The 19,695-nt window shown below is 43.4% G+C and carries 17 protein-coding genes; 9 read left to right on the plus strand and 8 right to left on the minus strand.

Going from position 1 to position 19,695, the window contains the following annotated elements; all coding sequences use genetic code 11:
* Window positions 1-43: 43 nt before the first annotated feature.
* Both HRU23_06690 and HRU23_06695 read right to left on the minus strand, forming a co-directional pair.
* Window positions 44-2,404: an MMPL family transporter gene (locus HRU23_06690; GenBank protein NRA53816.1), complete on the minus strand. Its 2,361-nt coding sequence runs from the start codon at window positions 2,402-2,404 to the stop codon at window positions 44-46.
* Between the two features lie 84 nt (window positions 2,405-2,488).
* Entirely contained in the window at window positions 2,489-3,241 is a 753-nt protein-coding gene (locus tag HRU23_06695) for a TetR/AcrR family transcriptional regulator (protein ID NRA53817.1), read from the minus strand.
* A gap of 173 nt (window positions 3,242-3,414) precedes the next feature.
* Between HRU23_06695 and HRU23_06700 the strand changes: the two genes are divergently transcribed.
* From HRU23_06700 to HRU23_06710, 3 genes are read left to right on the plus strand one after another with little or no spacing between them, the layout of a single operon-like run.
* Window positions 3,415-4,518 carry a DNA alkylation repair protein gene (locus HRU23_06700; GenBank protein ID NRA53818.1) on the plus strand — a complete coding sequence of 368 codons (1,104 nt, stop codon included), beginning with the start codon at window positions 3,415-3,417 and terminating at the stop codon, window positions 4,516-4,518.
* Between the two features lie 42 nt (window positions 4,519-4,560).
* Window positions 4,561-4,980 (plus strand): GFA family protein, encoded by a 420-nt coding sequence (locus tag HRU23_06705; GenBank protein NRA53819.1) that lies wholly within the window; start codon window positions 4,561-4,563, stop codon window positions 4,978-4,980.
* Window positions 4,981-4,983: 3 nt separating this feature from the next.
* Complete coding sequence (locus HRU23_06710) at window positions 4,984-5,319, plus strand: YnfA family protein (protein NRA53820.1); 336 nt, start codon at window positions 4,984-4,986, stop codon at window positions 5,317-5,319.
* Window positions 5,320-5,345: 26 nt separating this feature from the next.
* On the opposite strand, the gene HRU23_06715 is transcribed toward HRU23_06710, so the two are convergent.
* Window positions 5,346-5,990, minus strand: coding sequence for a glutathione S-transferase family protein (locus HRU23_06715; GenBank protein ID NRA53821.1), 645 nt, complete (start codon window positions 5,988-5,990; stop codon window positions 5,346-5,348).
* 232 nt (window positions 5,991-6,222) lie between these two features.
* On the opposite strand from HRU23_06715, the gene HRU23_06720 reads away from it, so the two are divergent.
* Entirely contained in the window at window positions 6,223-7,104 is an 882-nt protein-coding gene (locus HRU23_06720) for a LysR family transcriptional regulator (GenBank protein ID NRA53822.1), read from the plus strand.
* A gap of 43 nt (window positions 7,105-7,147) precedes the next feature.
* Here HRU23_06720 and HRU23_06725 read toward each other — a convergent pair whose 3' ends face one another.
* Window positions 7,148-9,331: an OsmC domain/YcaO domain-containing protein gene (locus HRU23_06725; GenBank protein NRA53823.1), complete on the minus strand. Its 2,184-nt coding sequence runs from the start codon at window positions 9,329-9,331 to the stop codon at window positions 7,148-7,150.
* Window positions 9,332-9,704: 373 nt separating this feature from the next.
* On the opposite strand from HRU23_06725, the gene HRU23_06730 reads away from it, so the two are divergent.
* Together HRU23_06730 and HRU23_06735 are read left to right on the plus strand one after the other, a co-directional pair.
* Window positions 9,705-10,859: an amidohydrolase gene (locus HRU23_06730; GenBank protein NRA53824.1), complete on the plus strand. Its 1,155-nt coding sequence runs from the start codon at window positions 9,705-9,707 to the stop codon at window positions 10,857-10,859.
* Entirely contained in the window at window positions 10,859-11,341 is a 483-nt protein-coding gene (locus HRU23_06735) for a GNAT family N-acetyltransferase (GenBank protein NRA53825.1), read from the plus strand. Before HRU23_06730 ends, HRU23_06735 begins: the two co-directional genes overlap by 1 nt.
* 99 nt (window positions 11,342-11,440) lie before the next feature.
* Here HRU23_06735 and HRU23_06740 read toward each other — a convergent pair whose 3' ends face one another.
* On the minus strand, window positions 11,441-13,114 hold the full coding sequence (locus HRU23_06740) for an FAD-binding protein (GenBank protein NRA53826.1): 1,674 nt from the start codon (window positions 13,112-13,114) through the stop codon (window positions 11,441-11,443).
* Window positions 13,115-13,841: 727 nt separating this feature from the next.
* On the opposite strand from HRU23_06740, the gene rarD reads away from it, so the two are divergent.
* Window positions 13,842-14,726: an EamA family transporter RarD gene (gene rarD, locus HRU23_06745; GenBank protein ID NRA53827.1), complete on the plus strand. Its 885-nt coding sequence runs from the start codon at window positions 13,842-13,844 to the stop codon at window positions 14,724-14,726.
* Between the two features lie 17 nt (window positions 14,727-14,743).
* On the opposite strand, the gene HRU23_06750 is transcribed toward rarD, so the two are convergent.
* Window positions 14,744-15,445 (minus strand): glycerophosphodiester phosphodiesterase, encoded by a 702-nt coding sequence (locus HRU23_06750; GenBank protein NRA53828.1) that lies wholly within the window; start codon window positions 15,443-15,445, stop codon window positions 14,744-14,746.
* Entirely contained in the window at window positions 15,442-16,110 is a 669-nt protein-coding gene (locus HRU23_06755; GenBank protein NRA53829.1) for a glutathione S-transferase, read from the minus strand. The genes HRU23_06750 and HRU23_06755 overlap by 4 nt, the downstream gene beginning before the upstream one ends.
* Window positions 16,111-16,355: 245 nt before the next feature.
* Between HRU23_06755 and HRU23_06760 the strand changes: the two genes are divergently transcribed.
* The gene (locus HRU23_06760) at window positions 16,356-17,168 is read left to right on the plus strand and encodes an EAL domain-containing protein (protein NRA53830.1); all 813 of its coding nucleotides are present in this window, start codon (window positions 16,356-16,358) and stop codon (window positions 17,166-17,168) included.
* Here the strand turns inward: HRU23_06760 and HRU23_06765 are convergent.
* A complete protein-coding gene (locus HRU23_06765) occupies window positions 17,140-18,066 on the minus strand; it encodes a LysR family transcriptional regulator (protein ID NRA53831.1) in 927 nt (308 codons plus the stop codon). The genes HRU23_06760 and HRU23_06765 overlap by 29 nt on opposite strands.
* 99 nt (window positions 18,067-18,165) lie before the next feature.
* On the opposite strand from HRU23_06765, the gene HRU23_06770 reads away from it, so the two are divergent.
* Window positions 18,166-19,623 carry an NAD-dependent succinate-semialdehyde dehydrogenase gene (locus HRU23_06770; GenBank protein NRA53832.1) on the plus strand — a complete coding sequence of 486 codons (1,458 nt, stop codon included), beginning with the start codon at window positions 18,166-18,168 and terminating at the stop codon, window positions 19,621-19,623.
* Window positions 19,624-19,695 lie beyond the last annotated feature (72 nt).

The raw sequence follows: 19,695 nt of genomic DNA on the forward strand, positions 1-19,695 counted from the left end.
GTGTTGGCTGGCCACCCAATAAGCGGGTGGCCAACTAAGTTAACTATTTAGCGGTTATTTGACTGCTATTGATGTCGTTATCGTCTGTCAATTGTGGCGAAACAGACGGGGCTGATTGCTTATTTTTTGCCTTGTCGACCAGCATTAACAGCGGTGGTAAGAATAAGAAATCAACCACCAGGGCAATGAAAATAGTGGTGGCGGTCAGTGTGCCCATATCGCCGTTGAGTTTAAACGATGACTGCGCTAGCACGGTGAAACCTGCAACTAACACAAAGGTGGTGATCCACAGGGCGCGGCCAACGTTATCAAACGCGTAATGAACCGCCTCAACCGTGGTGGCACTTTTTTCCCGTTTGGCGTGTAAGTATTTACTTAAAAAATGGACCGTATCGTCAACCACAATGCCTAATGTCATGCCAATGACGACCGATAAACCCAAGCCTACTTGACCGTCGTACAGTCCCCACAAGCCAAAGCCTATCGCAGCCGGCACTATATTAGGTAACAGGCTGAGCAAGCCATAGCGCCAACTTTTCAGCGCGAAACCTAACATCACTGAAATGAGAATTAAGGCCAGGCTTGTGCCAGCTAACATGCTGGTAATATTACGCTGACCAATATGGGCAAACATTAGGCTGGGGCTGGCAAGATCAATTTGATATTGCGGTGCGTGCTGCTCAAACCATCCAATAACCTGACTTTCAATCGCGATTAATTCAGTGCTGGTCATATTCTCAAAGGTTGCGACGATGCGGGTTGACGATTTATCGACATCGAGTTGGTTATTTAGATCTAGGCCATAGGGCAGTGACATCTCAAATAACAAGAGATACTGCGCCGACATCTCTTGGCTGTCGGGTAATTTATACCAACTTGGATCGTCACCGTGCATGTTTTTGTTGAGGCGTTTTAAGGTATCGGTAATCGTGCTGACATGGTCGGTTTGCGGCAGCTGGCGTAACCAGTCGCTAAATTGTGAAACCGCGACTAAGTATTGAGGATTATTAACGCCACTGGTTTGGCCGCTTTTAATTGAAATTTGTAGCTGCATCATGCCGGACAGGTTTTCCTGCATGTAATCGGTTGCGACGCGGTATGGCACTGTGTGATCAAAATATTTGACAAAGTCATCATTGAGTTCATTTTTTGGAATAAATAACGTGGCCGCGATAATGAAAACACTGGTTATCGGCAGCAATAACTTACGTTGCTTAATCACAAAGTCGGCGAGGCGCGCCATCACGTCTTTGCGCCCAGCAACCTGTGGTTTGACCTTAATCGGCAAGACAGTTAATAGCGCCGGAAACAAGGTAACTGAAAATACAAAGGCCAGCATTACGCCAATAGCGACTAAGTTACCGAGATCTTGAAACGGTGGCGAGTCCGAAAAGTTCATGCTTAAAAAACCAATGGCGGTGGTAATACTGGTTAAAAATATCGGTTGTAAGTTGAGCTTAATACTTCTTTCAATCGCCTGACGTTTGTCGGCACCTTGGCGCATTTCATAAAACATCGAGGTTAATATATGAATACAATCGGCGACAGCCAGCGTTAAGATCATGGTGGGTGCCGACGAAGATGGTCCGGTTAAATAAAAGCCTAACCAGCCCGCAAGTCCCATTGTGCCGACGATACTGCTAATGATCACCACCACAGTAGCCACTGTGCCAGTAATGGTCCTTAACAATAAACCTATGGTGATAATAACCACTAAAAACATCAATGGGATTAAGGTGGCGCTGTCGTTTATGGCAGCTTCACTAAAGGAAGTGTCCATCATGACCATGCCAGACAAATAGATTTCAGTACCAGGATTAGCGGTTAAAAACTCTTGTCGTAACGTTCGGACGTAGGCCGCAACCTGTGGCACTTCGACGGTCGGATCAAGACCGGGCAGTTGCACGGTGACATTGACCACTGAAAGGTGGCCAGTTTTAGAAATAATTTTGTTGACTAGGTTGGGCTCGCTGACCGCGATTTGTTTAATGCGTTGCAAGTCTTCAGCCGAGAGGTTTTTGGTCGACATCACCAAATCTTCAACGATCATGTCGTCTTCTTCGGCAAAACTGTATTGAAAATTAGTGACTGAGTCGACTCGACTAGAAAAAGGCACTTGCCAGCTTTTCTTAGTGAGCGTTTTAATCGCACTTAGGTGCTCGCGAGTAAAGACGTTGCCATCTTTAGGAACCACTACAAATGCGACGTTATCATTTTTGTTGTAAATCTTTTGCATTGACTCAAACGCCACTAATTGTGGGTTCTCGTCACTAAAAAACACCCGATAATCATTTTTGAATACGAGTTTTTGCGCGCCAGCACCTGCTAGCACTACCAAGCTTATGCATACCAGAATTACCCAAATTGGATATTTACCGACCAAGCCATATAATCTGCTTTTCATCATAGTTCCCATTGTGACGAATCGTCATCATTTGTATTAAAAAATACGGTGCAAGCACCGGATCAATTTTTTACTCATGTTGGTTTAAAAAGTAAACTCACGTCCATTGTTACGCATGAGCGCCAGCTCGTTACTAAATACCTGTTCTAAAGATTGCTTAAGCGCCGTTCGATAATCTTTATCTTCACTTAATGGCTGCCACTTAAGGCCATCAAAAAATAAATTGCTTTGATTAAACAGTTCACGCTCGACCACTAAATTGTTGCGGCCGCCGCATTGTTCCACTTGGCTTGATAACAAGGTAATGGTGCCAAATGACATTGACCATGCTGCAAAACACAATTGCTGAATATCCATGTAACTCGGCAAAGTTAGGTTACCCTTTGCTACTGCTTCTTCGATAACGTTATAAATAGTGCCCATTAATTGCTGCTCGAGCTGTTCTTGTTCAGCTAGGCGCTGCGCGCTACATTTTTCATAAACCGTGGGTGCCTTAGCGCACAATGCGGTTTGAAATAATGACGGCTGTAATATCGCAAAGATCAAATAGGCAAAATTGATTAATAACATCCGCTCACGAGTGCATACCTGATGGCTCGCAGCCTGTAAAAATAGCTCAGTTAAAATTAACATCGCATGATTACTAATTGCTAACAACAAATCTTCCTTGCCAACAAAGTGTTTATAGACTGTGCCTTTAGAAAAGGGCACCTTGGCCACCACTTTATCGATCGTTAAGTTTTCGATGCCATGGCGTTCAATGAGCGCAATGGCTGCCTCAATAATCTGTTGTTCGCGTGCTTGCAATGCTTGTTGATCTAAAACTCTTGGAGCCATGTTATATTTTTACCATATTTAAAGTGACGTTCCGTCAGTGACGAATAGTCAATGATAGGCTGAATTAATAAGTTGTCAATATTTAAGCCGATCTTTTAGTGGCTGAGGTTGCAGTGGTGGTGAAAATTATTTAAATTTATGCTTTGGGAGCAGCGCAAGGCAGAATCGAGTTTATGAGTGGTTTATTTAAAGATATTTATAACACATCGTTTTACGACAGTTTTAGTCAGGTATTAAGCCAGACGATCACAACGTTTGATCCGGCACAGTTTAAATCATTAATCTTTTGCGCTGAATTTGAGCACTATGAATTAAAAGCCCGGATGAACCATACGGCTAAGGTGCTGCATCATTTTTTACCCAAGGAGTTTGCGCCAGCAGTGGCCGTTATCAAACAGATTATTGATAACTTACGCCGCAATGATATTTATGAAGACAGTATCGAATTTATGTTTTTTCCCGAGTACGTCGCGATGTATGGCCTCGATGATTACGAAAATTCAGTCGCAGCGTTTGAATTTATTACTCAGTATACCAGTTGTGAATTTGCGGTTAGGCCGTTCATTGTAAAATACCAAGCCAAAATGTTACAACAAATGCTGCTATGGTCGAGCCATCATGATCGTCGAGTGAGGCGCTTGGCCAGTGAAGGGGCTAGACCAAGGTTACCTTGGGCGATGGCGTTGCCGAGTTTAAAACAAGATCCAACGCCACTGCTGGCAATTTTTGATCAGCTTAAACAAGATCCGTATGAAAGCGTCAGGCGCAGCGTGGCTAATAACCTTAATGACATCGCTAAAGACAATCCCGATGTGGTGATTGGATTGGCGAAATCTTGGTTAGGTCATGACAAAGAAACAGACTGGTTAGTAAAACACGGCTGCCGCACCTTATTAAAACAAGGCAATAGTGAAATACTGACGCTGTTTGGTTTTGATAGCCGTTATGTTGGGCTGAGCAACTTCGAGATTAAAACGCCAGAGGTCAAAATTGGTAGTCATTTGGAATTTTCATTTTCATTGACTAATACCGCCAATAAAAACCAAATGGTTCGGCTAGAATATGGGCTGTATTATCAGAAAAAAAATGGTGAGCTTAGCCGCAAGGTATTCAAAATTAGCGAGCGAGAGCTGGCCGCTAATCAAAATTATGACTTTGAGCGCAAGCAAAGTTTTAAGTTGATAACGACCCGAGTTTTTCATCCGGGGCTGCATCAACTGGCGCTGATTATTAATGGTAAAGAGCAGCACCTAAAGTCATTTCAATTGCTAAAATAGCGCTATTAAAGTGCTAACAATCTAGATTAATGGAGTTAACTAATGCATAAATTAAACGGTAGCTGTGGCTGCGGAGCGGTCACTTATTCGCTTGAATGTGAAGAAATTAAGGCAGTTTTTTGTTATTGCAAGCAATGCCAAATACATACTGGATCGGACAAGTGGTTTGGGTTGTGGGTCGATAAAGATAAATTAAGCCTCAACCAAACAAATGTCACAAGCTTTACCCGCGAGGGTGATTCGGGCCAAGATTTAAACCATTTGTTTTGCAGTAATTGTGGCACTACGGTTTGTGTCGATGTCACGGTTGGTAATTTCTATTCAGTGGCGGTGTCGACGATTAAAAGTGATCAAACATTCACGCCTAGCATGGCTATTTATACCGCGTCGGCTCCGACCTGGGCGACGTTTCCCCAGGGAGTACCTAAGTTTGATATCTTGCCACCGGGGCTTGGCGGTTAACCGATGCCAGAGTTAAAAATAATTGGCTTGTTTATGATCACGGCAGTAGCAGAGATCGTGGGTTGTTATTTGCCGTATTTGTGGCTCAAACAAGATAAAAGCATTTTACTGTTAATTCCTGCCGCGCTCAGCCTTGCGCTGTTTGCTTGGTTGTTGTCATTGCACCCGAGCGCGGCAGGTCGAGTTTATGCCGCTTATGGCGGGGTTTATATCTTTGTCGCCATTATATGGCTATGGCTGGTTGACGGTATAACCCCGACCATTTGGGATATCGTTGGCAGCTTGGTTGCGCTTAGTGGCATGGCGATTATTATGTTTGGGCCCGGCCATGAGGCATAATCTCAATGGCCCCTCAAAACCGACGACTATACTTCTGCTGCACTAATGACAGCTGTTTCAGCCGTTGCCTGTTTGAGCCACGTTTGATAAGCCTCGAGCGCTAACATCTTGCTGAAATATTGCTTAACGCGTGGCCCGACCGCTGTTTGGTAGCTGCTAAAACGACAAACAATCGGCATATAAAATGCGTCGGCTATCGAAAACTCGCCAAACAAAAAGCTATCTGATTCAGTATTGGTTGCTAGGCATTGCTCAAAAATTTCAATGACCCGTTGTACCTCGTGCTGAGCTTGCTTGGATATTTCAATTTCGCTTGGTGCTCGGCGACAATTCATTGGCATTTGAGCTCTAATAGCGAAGAATCCAGCGTGCATTTCAGCGCAAATTGAACGAGCCATTGCTCGCTGTGCCGTATCTTGCGGCCAAGCTTTACCGGCCAAATACTGCTCGTTAATGTATTCACAAATAGCCAACGAATCCCATATTGTTATTTGGTTGTCTTGCAGCACTGGCACTTTTAAATTCGGTGCGTGTTGCTGCATTTGTGCCGCCATTTCGTCACTAAACAGCCAAATTTGTTGTTCGCTAAATTCGACTGAAAAATATTGCATTAATAACCAAGGTCGCAGTGACCACGATGAATAGTTTTTGTTACCAATAATTAATTGCATCTTGTTTCCTTGTTATACCAATTAGAGTTATACAGATTAAAGTTATGCCAATTAGTGTCATATCAATTAGTGTTAAATATCTAGAGCTGCTGCCAGCATATGATTAATGCGGGTGACCGTCTAACCAATAATCCTGATGGCAGTCATCAATTTATTTGGTAAAAAAAATTTAACTTTACTCGGCTTAAGCTGTTATGTTGCGATTAAGCTAAAGCCGCTGATTATGAAAAACATGGATATAGAATTACTCAGAACCTTTGTTGCTGTTGTTGATAATGGCAGTTTTACCCGCACTGCCGGGCAAATATATCGCAGCCAATCTGCCATTAGCATGCAGATTAAGCGCTTGGAAGCACAACTTGAGCGAAAATTATTTCACCGCAATGCCCGAACATTAACCTTAAGTTTAGATGGCAAGGCGCTGGTTCCGTATGCGAGAAAATTACTGACATTGCATGACGAAGCAATGGACAACATCCTTAATCGATCGCAAGCTCGCCATATTAGTATTGGCTGTCCTGATGATTTTTCGCATAGTTTATTGCCTGATTTAATCGAGGTATTACGCCGAAAAATTCCCGGCGTCCACATCAGCTCTATTTGCGCCAACTCGCAGGTATTACGCCAGCACTTAGACCAAGGTGAGCTCGACATCACTATTTTGACGCGACCAGAAGGCAGCACCGAAGGTGTGCTTTTACGGCAAGAGCAAGGAGTGTGGTTATCTAATGATCCGGCGTTATTCTCGCAGCGGCCGTTGCCATTGGCCTTATTAGAGCCCGGCTGTAAATTTCATCGTTCGGTGATTGATGGTTTAGAAAAGTCAGGGATCAGCTACGACTTAATTTGTGACGCGAGCAACTGCGGTTTATTGATTGAATTAGTCCGCCGAAATTGTGCAATTAGTGTAATGGCTGCGCATGCCGCGCCAGCTGACTTGGTTAATCCGGTGCCGGTTGAGGGGTTGCCAGCTTTACCTGTGGCTGAAATAGTTATTTGCCTTAAAGGCGGAAATCAACTGATTGAGGGAATTTCGATGACCAGCATTGCCAGTGAAATGGCATTAATGTCAGCAGGGGAGCGTGTTAACACCCAACAGCAGAGCAAGGGCTAAATCAAGAGTTACCGAGTTCGGTAACCCTTGATTTACGGTTAAACTAGCGCTGTGCTTTCGCGGCGCGAGCTTGGTGTAGCTTGGTATAACTTTCAATTAACCGCAAGTGCTTGTCTAGCCCTTCTAACTTCATGCTGGTTTTGGTCAGGCCGGGGAATTTAACGTCGCCAGTTACCGTGCCAACTACTTCGGCCATGGTGTCGTTGCCAAACATCCGACTGAAGTTCTTGATGTAATCAGCCAGTTCTAGTTCGTCGTCTAAGGTGATTTCTAGCACCGCGTGCAACGCTTGATAAAACAGACCGCGCTCAACCGTATTATCATTGTATTGCAGGAATGACTCAACCAGTTCAATCGCCTCGTCTAATTCGCCTAGCGCTAAATAGATTAAGATCTTAAGCTCAATAATGGTGAGCTGTCCCCACACGGTATTTTCGTCAAATACAATGCCAATTAGGGTCGGGATATCGGTTTGGTTATCTAACTGACTTTCTTCTAAACGCTCAACCAAGCTCACTAGTGCATCATCACTTAACGAGTGAAGATTCAAAATGTCTTCACGGTAATCAAGTGCCTTATTGGTATTATCAAAGATAAGATCATCAACCGGATACACTTCTGAATAATCAGGGACCAAGATACGACAAGCGCTGCCAATGTCAGAAAACTCTGCCACGTAAACCTCTTTGCCTAAGGTTTCTAGCAGCCCAAATAAGGTCGCGCTTTCTTGAGCGTTAGTGCCCGAGAAATCCCATTCACAGAAATCATAATCGTGGTTGGCACCAAAGAAGCGCCACGAAATAATGCCAGTTGAATCAATAAAGTGTTCAACGAAGTTTTCTGGCTCAGACACTGCCATGCTATTAAACGTTGGCGGTGGCACATCATTTAAGCCTTCAAAGCTACGTCCTTGCAATAACTCAGTTAGGCTTCGTTCTAGCGCCGCTTCAAAACTTGGGTGAGCACCAAACGACGCAAACACACCGCCAGTTTTAGGGTTCATTAAGGTCACGCACATTACTGGGAATTGACCGCCCAATGATGCATCTTTAACGACAATAGGGAAACCTTGGGCTTCAAGGGCGTTGATGCCCGCGACAATGCTAGGGTACTGGTCAATAACAGATTGAGGCACATCAGGCAGGATAATTTCTTGCTCAATGATTTGGCGCTTAACCGCACGTTCGAAAATTTCAGATAAACACTGAACCTTCGCTTCTTCAATATTGTTACCAGCACTCATGCCGTTACTTAAGAATAAGTTTTCGATTAAGTTCGACGGGAAATAAACCGTTTCACCATCAGACTGGCGCACGTAAGGAATTGAACAAATGCCACGCTCACGATTGCCTGAGTTAGTGTCAATCAGGTGTGAGCCACGTAGCTCGCCTTCGGCGTCGTAAATTTCGCGACAATATGGGTCTAAAATCCCAACAGGCAGGCTGTCGTCTTGCTCTAGCTTAAACCACTTTTCATTGGGGTAGTGCACAAACTCACTGTTGGCAATCTCAAGACCAAGAAATTGGTCGTTATAAAAGAAGTTACAGTTTAAACGCTCAATAAACTCACCCAAAGCTGAACATAATGCACTTTCTTTGGTTGCGCCTTTGCCGTTGGTAAAACACATTTGTGACGCTGAATCGCGAATGTGTAATGACCAAACGTTTGGCACAATGTTACGCCACGATGAAATCTCAATTTTCATGCCCAGCTCGGCTAAAATCTCGGTCATGTTGGCAATGGTTTGTTCAAGCGGTAAATCTTTACCTAAAATAAACGACTCGCCAGCATCCGTTACCGGGCCCATTAACATTGCTTGGGCGTCGGCATCAAGATTTTCGACCGTTTCAATTTTGAACTCAGGCTGTGTTTGCACCACTTTTTTAACCGTACAACGGTCGATAGAACGTAAAATGCCCTGACGATCGCGATCAGAAATAGTGTCTGGCAGCTCGACTTGAATTTGGAATATTTGGTTGTAACGATCTTCAGGATCTACAATATTATTTTGCGATAGTCGAATACCCTCGGTCGGGATATCACGAGAGACACAGTAAACCTTCATAAAATAGGCCGCACATAGCGCCGATGACGCTAAAAAATAGTCGAACGGGCTAGGCGCTGAGCCGTCGCCTTTGTAGCGAATAGGCTGATCGGCAATAACCGAAAAATCGTCAAACTTGGCTTCAAGTCTAAGGTTGTCGAGAAAATCTACTTTAATTTCCATTGCATGGGTTCCACAGTGATCACATCAATAAAATCGAAATGCTTGAGCATTACCCGTCATAAAACAGACAAATATAAGCTCGCACGATTTTAAAACTGGCGAATTGAATAATTGGGGCAATTATCGGCTTTTTAAGCGCGATAGTCTTTAGTTAATTAGCGCATTTGAGTAATTAGTCGCAATTTGTGACCGCGATAAAAGGCAGATATATTTGTACGGGTCAGTTTAATTTTTCGGCTTATTGTTATGTGCGCCAGCTTGTAGTAAAAGTGACGGGTGCGGGGTAGTGTCGGCACTCTGTAAACGAAATTAAATACTATAAAAAGGCCAAGATTAAAAAGCATAAAAATTGGCATTTGAGACGGAGACAAATATGAATTGCATCGCCTTTAGGCACCGGCTACACCAGCACCCTGAACTTGCGAACGTTGAGGTTGATACCGCTGCACGTTTAGTGGAATATTTATCACCGTTGTCACCAGACAACGTAGTGACTGGCATTGGCGGCACTGGGGTCGCGGTTTGTTTTGGTGATGCGTCGACGGGGCGCACTGTGATGTTAAGGTGTGAGCTAGACGCGTTACCGATTAGTGAAACCAATGCCTTTGATTATCGCTCGGTGGTCGCTGGGGTTTCTCACAAATGTGGTCACGATGGCCATATGGCGATATTGGCGGCAGTCGCGCAACATTATGCCAGTAACCGACCAAAGACTGGCCAAGTTGTTTTAATGTTTCAACCCGCAGAAGAAACTGGCGCTGGTGCCAAGGCAATGCTAGCAGACCAACTATCGCAGCAGTTTAAGCCCGACTTTGTGTTCGCCTTGCATAATGTGCCAAAATTCCCACTGGGTGAAGTTATTGTCAAACAAGGCACTATGTGTTGTGCCTCACGTGGCGTGATTATCCGTTTAACCGGAAAAACCGCCCACGCCGCGCAACCAGAAACCGGCATTAGCCCGCTTAAGGCCGTACATCAGTTACTGCCGTTATTTGAGCAATTGCCGCAGTTAATCGACAGCAAGAGCGCGTTTACCTTTGCGACGGTAGTCGGGGTTAAACTCGGCGAAAAAGCCTTTGGCACCGCGCCGGCCGACGGTGAAATTTATGTTACCTTGCGCAGTGAGTCGAATGATGAAATGGAGCGTTTAGTCGAACTTGTCAGTAACGAAGTGGCAGTAGTCGCCACAGCGCATCAGCTAAGCTATGCGATTGAATATGAAGATGTGTTTGACGCCACTGTTAATGATGAGCAGGCGGTGAATATTATTAGCGCTGCGCTAAAAGATGAGCCAGTGCGGATTGCGCCAGAACCGTTTCGCTGGTCAGAAGATTTTGGTCAGTTCACCCGTTTATACCGCGGCGCGTTATTTGGTTTAGGCGCTGGTGAGAATACCCCAGCATTACATAATCCTGACTATGACTTTCCCGATCAGTTAATTGAAATCGGCAGTGGCTATTTTATTAAAATCATTGAGCATTGCTTTAACCAGCCGAAAGTGGCCGTATATTCAAATTCGGAGTATTGATGAAAATTGAAGCGAAAGTAATAGATTACTTAAATGAGCAACAGGCGCATGAGCTTAGTTATTTGTTAAATAATTATGCACAAGACCCAATGGGAGGTGGCGCTGCGTTATCGGATTATACCCAACAAAACTTAGCCAAAGAGCTAGCAAAAGTGCCGCATGCATTTAGCGTGATTTGTTATGTTGATGGTAAACCTGCTGGCTTAGTTAATTGTTTTGAGGCGTTCTCAACCTTTAAATGTCAGCCATTGGTTAACATTCACGATCTCGTGGTAGTCAGTGAGTTTAGGGGACTCGGTATTAGCCAGTTAATGTTGGATAAAGTTGAAGAGCAGGCGCAAGCTAAAGGTTGCTGTAAAATTACCCTAGAAGTTTTATCTGGCAATGAAATCGCGCAGCAATCGTACCTGAAATTTGGGTTTGATGGCTATGAGTTAAGTCCTGAAATGGGAAAAGCGTTATTTTGGCAAAAAATGCTTTAACCGCCTAACTAGAAACAGCGGCAACACAACCTTCATTGGTTTGCTCTGGTTGCTAATGTGTCACCGGAGCGGCATTCGCCCCGGCTATTCGAGTGGTAATTATTGAGTGTAGTGCCCTGGTGATAACAAACCTTGCGGGTCGACGCCTTTTTTTATACTGCGGTGCAGCTTTGTTAGCGCATCGCTAAAATTTAGCCCGTCGTTACTCATCGCACGTATCGAAGAGCGATAGGTTGAAAAGCCCATTTTATTGAAGGCCGCTAATAATTCATCATGGCATTGCAGCGCTTTTAGATTATCGGCCTCAACCTCTCGGTCAAATACTATTGAAATAACACAGTCGACCGCACGTTCGTTGAGTAAGGTTATTGATATAGCAGGCTCAAAATCATATTTCTTAAACGTTTCTTTGGTAATCGCGTTAAAGTATTGCACCGTTTCTTTGGTCATAGGGCCGATTGGCGCTAGCCAGATTAAGCCAACACGATCTTTGTCTGGGTGTTTTAACGATTGATTTAATTGTTTTTTACGCCAATAGACACTTTTAATGAAAAAGTCTGTTGGTTTACCTTTTTTAAGATCAATCAAAGCACTGAATATATTTAGCTGCGGTAATAACTTTCGTTGTAACTGCGGAAATATAAAACCGATTGCATCACTGGCAATGGTTTTTTTGACGACAGCAGCGGCTCTGTCTGACAGAATTATTTTTTTACACTCAATGCCGGTTAATGCTTTTCGTAATGCTCGGCGAGAAGCAACTGTGTCTAGCCATGAATTACCATAAATGGCCCCTGAAATAGTCCAATGGCTAATATCGTTTTGTTTAATGATCTTAGCGGCAATATTTTCAGGTAATGGCGTCACGCCATCCGTTTCTTTATAGGGATAACGCATCACCGCTTGAATACCCTTATGGGCATTAGCGCAATGTATTTGACTGTTTAAGGTACCATTTAACTTTAATGGCCTAAGTTGTTCAATAGCTTGGCTAAAATCCTGATCGCTTTTTAACTTAATAAAAAAGTTATAAAGATATTTTTTTGCTGGCATTACCCGCAAATAAATCGCGGTGACTATGCCCATATTAGACTGGCTAAAAATACCATCTAAATATGGTCCCAAGCCATGTTTATGCACGCCAATATTCGCAGAATTGTTGCAACCAGCATGACCAGTTTTTACTAGAGAACCATCGGCCAGCACCACGACCATGCCACTTATATGATCAAAATGGTCACCATAACTGGTGTGGCCAAAGCCTCTTTCAATACTATTTGCCAATACACTGCAGCTAGGGGATGAACCCGTTGCATCCATCCAAAAATCGCCACCCTCGGCTTGTAAAAAATCATAAAGTTGCTGCTGAGTTACACCGGCATCAATTTTTAGAATACCTAACTTTTTACCGTAAGGGATCGTAGTATCTAAAGAGTTAGTTAACCATTGAGGCGCGGCATTGAAGTGTTTTAAACAAAGTAAAATGGCTTGTTCACAAGTCGGGGTCGCCGAGCCGTAGCCCCAGTTTTGACCAGACGATACTGTGTATACCTTAAATGTAGCGCCATCACTATTTAGTTGGTTAATGGTGCTGATAAACCATTGTAAATCTTCTACTGACTTTGGAAATACGACCAGCGCCGACGTATGGTGCTGCGCAAAAGTGCAGGTGTTAAATTCTGCTAATATGGCTGGGTTATAATTGCTACTGGCATAATCGAATTTTTTATTACAAAGTTCATTTTCAAGCTGAGTTGTTATTACCTGATCCACATTACATCCTACTGCGTTCAATATCATTTAAGACATTGATTCAAAATGTTAGTTTATAGTTTTTAGACATTTACTCGCTGCACGGCATACCGCAGATTGCACAAAATTGGCGATAGCTTAATCAATGAGATTGGTATTAATACCATGATGTCACACTCGATTGTAGAAATTTATGAGACAACCCGTGTTTTTACGCTGAATTGTGTAGTATTTGTACGTAACTTGGGGTTCTCGTCGATTTATTTAGCCTAAAATCTTAAGTGTGATCTTTATTTTTTAAGATTAAATTTATGTACTAACAATAGCTTGTGAGATTTGTTTGATTATTAATGGAAGTTTTCGATATTGGTCGGATTATTAATAACGTTAGTGACCCAGTCTCACCCACATGTGCCGAGCTTTATGGTTGTATTTACAGTCTTGTTGTTACTGCTATTGCTGTTTCAATTAGGTATATTTATCGGATGTTAATCAAATAATCATCTCAATGATTTAATTTTTTGTTCAGTAATAACAAGCCACTCACAGGTTGAAATTGGCCGATTAATCACGAGTACATTGGAGTGTGATTTGATTGTTTACGCCTTTTTCACTCCAAACTTATCTCGTTATTATTGTTTAATATTAGATGGTTATTAATAATATTAAAACGAATAAGATCTTCTGCTGACCAAATTTTTTTAATTAGTATAAGATATGTTTTTATTTTTTGAGCAGGTACAAAAAGGTGTTAGAGAAAAGCTATAAGCAAGGACTGATGTTTGCCATTGCTGCATATATAATGTGGGGCGTGGCACCAGTCTATTTCAAGTGGGTCGCACAGGTTTCAGCGCTTGAAATATTGACTCACCGCGTGATTTGGTCATTTGCATTTCTGTTTGGGATTATTACACTAACAGCCGGCTGGCATCGCGTTCAGCACGTGTTTAGGCAGCGAAAAAAGGTCCCTGTGTTGCTGCTTTCATCAGTGATAATTGCCGTTAACTGGCTTATATTTATTTGGGCGATCACCAATGATCGCTTAATGGATGCCTCGCTCGGTTATTACATTAATCCGCTGTTTAATGTCGTATTAGGCACCGTGTTTTTTAGTGAAAAACTTCGTCGAGCGCAATGGTTCGCCGTGGCGCTAGCGCTAGCTGGTGTTTTAGTGGAATTAATAGCGTTTGGTGCCATACCTTGGGTCTCTGTCGCGTTGGCCAGTACCTTTAGTTGTTACGGGGTCTTGCGTAAAAAAGTGAATGTCGATGCCATTAGTGGTTTGTTTGTTGAAACGATGTTCTTACTGCCGGTGGCGCTGTTTTATGTCTTGTTGGTCGACTTGCCGTCATTCGATTTTATCAATGCTGATTTATCGTTAAGTTTACTGCTATTGGCTGCGGGTGTGGTCACAACTTTACCATTGCTGGCTTTTTCTGCCGCGGCGATTAGAATTCCGCTGTCGACCTTAGGGTTTATTCAGTACATTGGCCCAACTTTAATGTTGTCGATGGCGGTGTTTGTTTATGGAGAATCTTTCGAGCCAGAAAAAGGGCTGACCTTTGGCTTTATTTGGTTAGCATTGGTTGTTTATAGTGTCGATGGTTATCGTAACCGCTTTAAGAAAAAATAAGCCGTTGTGGCTGGCTGCTACTGTTTCTCTTGTTCTGTCAGCCACTGATTAAACTCGAGTGGGTAGTCGGTAAAAATGCCATCGATGCCCATGTGTAACAATTGTTGAAATTTCGAGGGTTTATTGACGGTATAAACCAACACTTTGAGCCCACGCTGGTGGGCGTCATCAATAATCGCTTGATTGAGAGATTCAACATTAAGGTTAATTGACCACGCGTCGAGCTGTTGGGCGAATTTTGCATAATCTAGCCCAACACTAGCGCTTAATGCTGCAATTTTTAGCGCCGGAAACTGGCCTTTTAGCCACTGTAAATCGTGATGGAAGAAACTAGAAACCACAAAATCGTCACAGTGCCAGCCCTTGCTTAGGTGTTGTTTGATTAAGGCTAAAACTAGCGCGGCACTGGCACTGTCTTTCAGTTCAATGTTAACGATCGCGCGGCGGTTAACTAAGGCCAGTACCTCAGATAACAAGGGGATCTTCTGACCGTCACCGGCGTCGAGTTGGCGTAGCTGTGTTAGAGAATACTGAGTTAGCGCGCCGTGGCCATTAGTTGTTCGGTCTAACTCGTTGTCATGAATAACCAGTAGCTCGCCCTCGTGCGCACGCACATCAATTTCGATCCACTGAGCGCCTTGTTCAATGCCAATAGCAATAGCGGCGAGGGTATTTTCAGGGGCGTGGCCTCTGGCCCCGCGATGACCGATGCAAATCATAATAACTCCTCACTAGTTGCGCCAAAGCTTACAACCGGACTGTCTGGTTGCCACTGCTTAAACTTGGTCATGGTGGTCATGAAGTGTTGACTGGTTAATAAACTGCTAAGCCAACGTTTAAGCTGGGGATAGTCGACTTGTTCAAACCACGCTAGGTCGACATGGGCAAACTGTCTGACAAAGGGGAAAATAGCGATATCACTATAACTAATTTCGTCACCATATAAATACAATTGACCGCTAAGCTGTTGCTCAAGTTGAGATAAAAAAACAAGCCCCTGGTCACGGTAATATTGTTGGTTATGTTCAGGGAAGCGATCGTAGTATTTGTAACGGTCAAGCGCGCTTTTAAATTCATTATCATTAGTGGCAATTAATTGTGCCTCTATTGACGACGGTGGTTTGAGAGGTGTGTCGTTAGTTGCTACAGCCCAGTCGATTATTTCAAGGCTTTGCTCAATAACTTGGCCGTTAGGAAGTACTAGCACCGGCACTGTGCCTTTGGGCGAATAACTCAGTAGCGACTCGGGTTTATCCTTTAAAACCACTTCACGTAATTCAACTTGGCGTTGCATTAGTAATAGCCCCATTCTGGCGCGCATCGCATAAGGGCAGCGTCGAAAGCTGTATAGAATGGGCAGCGGCTTAACAGATGCAGATGTCATGATTTGGGCATTACCTTATTGGGGCGGCTGCTGTCAGCGCGCTAGTCGTTATTATGACAGCATAACCGAAATAGTTCGAAAGTTTAACTGGTATTGCCAGTTGAGGATGAGGCTATTTTTGTGGCTAAAGCTCGGTTATTTACTTTTGGTGTATTGAGAATTGTTATCGTTTGGTGGTAGCATGCGTAATACTTTTATATTAGACAGCTGCGATAATAGCGCTGTGTTAATGCTTTATTATTAGGATGGTTTTCGTGAGTCAACATTGTCACAATGTCTCGCCTCAGTTATTGTTGTTTTTAATTCAAAATCAGCGCTATGGTGTTGAGTATCAGCCGATAGTGGCGGTCGATAATTTAGCTATTTTTGGTTATGAAGCGCTTTCTCGCTTTTATGATCATAATGACCAACTGATAGCGCCTGATCTCGTCTACAGCGCTTTGCACCATCATCCGTTGTCGTTATTTGAAGTTGAACTAGCACAAAAAAAACTGCAATTAGAACATGCGCCGATCGGCGCTAAATTATTCGTTAATTTAGATCAAGATTCATTTTTTGCGGTTGAGAGTCCTGACGCATTAAATCATGCTGATGCCGCGGTTAATCCGTTTCTTGAGTTGTTTTTACAGCATAAAAATAATGATCTGGTGATTGAGCTAATTGAAAACTCAGAAGTCAATGATGCGATCATGAGCATGAAAATGATTCAATTAATGGCGTCTAATAACATTAAAACAGCACTCGATGATATTTTTAATCAGCACTCGATGATTTCAACCTCGGTGTTGCAGGAGGTCAACTTTATGAAATTCGATCGTTATGTCGTATTGAATAAGCAGGATCCTGAGTTTTTGTTATTGATTAAAATGATGGTTGGTTACGCTCAAGCTTCGGGCAAAAAAATCATTTTAGAAGGCATTGAAACTCAGGCCGATCTCGATTTCGCCAAATCGATCAATGTTGACTATGTACAGGGTTTTCTGTTTAAGCCACAGTTTCTTCGGGCAAGTTTATCGCAATGCCAAAAGGTTAGTCGGGTAGCTCAAATACTCGGCTAAATACTTCGGTCAGCAATTTTACTTTATTTACTTCGCGCGGCGATTTCTTGGTCACTAATGATAAGTCAAACTGGTAGGTAAGCTCGCCGGGTCGAATAATGCGGATCTCGCCGTGATTTAGTTCTTGCTGAATCACACTCTGCGGCAAAAAACCAATATAACGGCCTGACATTATCATCGCTTTGCGGGTATCAAATTGATAGGACTTAGCGCAAAGATTAAGTTTGTTGAGCTGTACTCGGCCTTGAGTATCAATATCTAACCCTGGATGAATCGCAGGGATCACCGCCAGATCATTAGCGGTAATCAAGGTATCAACTTTATTAAATAGTGGATGTTGCTTGCCGCAGCACAAATAAATTGAGTCGGTGTAAAGCGGGGTATAGTTTAAGCCTTCTATTTGTTGATATTGTGGCGAAATACCCGCATGGACCTTGCCCTTGAGCAAGGACTTTTCAATGGTAGAAATTGGTGCGCCGTCTAATACAATGTGTAAGTTTGGTGAGCTATCGTGGATCTGCGCAATAACCTCAGATAGCTTCTTTTGCCGGGTACTATCGAGCTGGTCGGCGCACAAAATCACCAGTTCACCACTAAGTTCCTTGCCCAAAGTCCCGACTAATAGCGAAAAATCATTAAGGGAATCAAATAATTCAAGTACCGCGCGATAAACAGCTTGGCCATCTTCGGTTAATGAAAACCCGCCGCGACCCCGCAAGCATAATTTTAAATTCATCCGCGCTTCTAAGCTCGACATATGCACACTAATAGTCGAGCGAGTAATGCCTAACGCATTCTCGGCCGCTGAAAATCCACCGTGCTCAACCACTGATAAAAATATTCGCAATAGCCGTAAATCGTATTCGGTAACAGGTTTAGGAATGATTGAATCTTTCATTAAGTTTTACCGCGCTCAAACTAAAGGTTTAATGTTTAGTATTTAAACGTAGTTGATTTTAATATTCAATAGCTAAAGCAATTAACTTCGGAGATAAATATGCACGGTTTACAAGACAGTCAGTTAATTAAAAATTTTTCATATATCAACGGTAGCTGGCACAGTAGTGAATCGACTATCGAGGTATTAAATCCAGCCAATGGTGAGCTAGTCGCGACAGTGAGCGATGCCGGAGTCGAAGAGACTGAGCTAGCGGTTGCAGCAGCCAGTGCTGCGCTAAAACCTTGGTCGGCTAAATCGGCCAATGAACGTGCTGGTTTATTACGTAATTGGTTCAACTTAATGATGCAGCACCAAGATGATCTTGGTCGTATATTAACCTTAGAACAGGGTAAACCATTGGCTGAAGCCAAAGGTGAAATCGCATACGGCGCGGCATTTATCGAATGGTTTGCTGAAGAAGGCAAGCGAGTTTATGGTGACATCGTGCCAGGACCTTCTGGCGACAAGCGTATTGTTGTTATTAAACAGCCGGTCGGTGTAGTTGCTTCAATTACGCCATGGAATTTCCCTAATGCGATGATCGCCCGTAAAGCGGCCGCCGCATTAGCCGCGGGTTGTACTTTTGTGGTTCGTCCAGCAACACAAACACCACTTTCTGCACTTGCGATGGCTGAACTCGCTGAACGCGCTGGCATTCCTGCCGGCGTATTCAACGTTGTTGTTGGTCAAAATGCCCGTGCGATGGGTGAAGTCTTAACTCAGCACCCTGCAGTTGCTAAGTTTACCTTTACTGGCTCAACGCCAGTTGGTAAATCACTGATTAGCCAATGTGCTGCTGGCGTTAAAAAAGTGTCAATGGAACTGGGTGGCAACGCGCCATTTATCGTATTCAATGACGCCGATATCGACGCTGCGGTTACTGGTGCAATTGCCTCTAAATATCGTAATGCCGGTCAAACTTGTGTTTGTACCAACCGTATTTTTGTTCAGAGCGGCGTGTTGGCTGAGTTTACCGACAAATATACCACCGCAGTGGCAGCGCTTACTATCGGTAATGGTTTAACACCAGGCGTTACGATTGGCCCGATGATTTCGAGCAAAGCGGTTGCTGATGTTGAGAAACTAGTTGCCGACTCTATTGCACAAGGCGCGACCTTGGTTATTGGTGGTAAACGCGATGCTGCTGGCGAAAATTTCTATCAGCCAACTATTTTAACCAACGTTACCAATGATATGCCGATTGCGCGTAATGAAATTTTTGGTCCAGTATCACCGATCATTGTCTTTGAAACTGAAGACGAAGTTATCGCGCTGGCTAATGATACCGAATACGGTTTAGCGGCTTATTTTTACTCACGTGACATTGGTCGAGTATGGCGTGTTGCTGAAGGCCTAGATTACGGCATGGTTGGCATTAACGAAGGCATTATCTCTAATGCTGCAGCGCCATTTGGTGGCATGAAGCAATCAGGTAATGGCCGCGAAGGTTCGAAGTATGGTCTAGATGATTACTTAGAAATTAAATACCTTTGCATGGGCGGTCTTGATAAGTAACGCAAGTTCTATCAATTGGTTAATACGTAAAATAAAAATAATAAGTGTCGCTGTGGCTCAAGCTGCCACAGT

The organism is Gammaproteobacteria bacterium (genome assembly GCA_013214945.1).
In the GTDB taxonomy this organism is placed as follows: Bacteria; Pseudomonadota; Gammaproteobacteria; order Enterobacterales; family Psychrobiaceae; genus Psychrobium.

What these genes read in the sequence shown, in the direction of transcription:
- HRU23_06760 (NRA53830.1), top strand. Translation starts at nt 16,356, where the DNA reads ATGGTTTTCGTGAGTCAACATTGTCACAATGTCTCGCCTCAGTTATTG.
- HRU23_06755 (NRA53829.1), bottom strand. Translation starts at nt 16,110, where the DNA reads ATGACATCTGCATCTGTTAAGCCGCTGCCCATTCTATACAGCTTTCGA.
- HRU23_06705 (NRA53819.1), top strand. Translation starts at nt 4,561, where the DNA reads ATGCATAAATTAAACGGTAGCTGTGGCTGCGGAGCGGTCACTTATTCG.
- HRU23_06715 (NRA53821.1), bottom strand. Translation starts at nt 5,990, where the DNA reads ATGCAATTAATTATTGGTAACAAAAACTATTCATCGTGGTCACTGCGA.
- HRU23_06730 (NRA53824.1), top strand. Translation starts at nt 9,705, where the DNA reads ATGAATTGCATCGCCTTTAGGCACCGGCTACACCAGCACCCTGAACTT.
- HRU23_06750 (NRA53828.1), bottom strand. Translation starts at nt 15,445, where the DNA reads ATGATTTGCATCGGTCATCGCGGGGCCAGAGGCCACGCCCCTGAAAAT.
- HRU23_06695 (NRA53817.1), bottom strand. Translation starts at nt 3,241, where the DNA reads ATGGCTCCAAGAGTTTTAGATCAACAAGCATTGCAAGCACGCGAACAA.
- HRU23_06770 (NRA53832.1), top strand. Translation starts at nt 18,166, where the DNA reads ATGCACGGTTTACAAGACAGTCAGTTAATTAAAAATTTTTCATATATC.
- HRU23_06690 (NRA53816.1), bottom strand. Translation starts at nt 2,404, where the DNA reads ATGAAAAGCAGATTATATGGCTTGGTCGGTAAATATCCAATTTGGGTA.
- HRU23_06735 (NRA53825.1), top strand. Translation starts at nt 10,859, where the DNA reads ATGAAAATTGAAGCGAAAGTAATAGATTACTTAAATGAGCAACAGGCG.
- HRU23_06700 (NRA53818.1), top strand. Translation starts at nt 3,415, where the DNA reads ATGAGTGGTTTATTTAAAGATATTTATAACACATCGTTTTACGACAGT.
- HRU23_06765 (NRA53831.1), bottom strand. Translation starts at nt 18,066, where the DNA reads ATGAAAGATTCAATCATTCCTAAACCTGTTACCGAATACGATTTACGG.
- HRU23_06725 (NRA53823.1), bottom strand. Translation starts at nt 9,331, where the DNA reads ATGGAAATTAAAGTAGATTTTCTCGACAACCTTAGACTTGAAGCCAAG.
- HRU23_06710 (NRA53820.1), top strand. Translation starts at nt 4,984, where the DNA reads ATGCCAGAGTTAAAAATAATTGGCTTGTTTATGATCACGGCAGTAGCA.
- HRU23_06720 (NRA53822.1), top strand. Translation starts at nt 6,223, where the DNA reads ATGGATATAGAATTACTCAGAACCTTTGTTGCTGTTGTTGATAATGGC.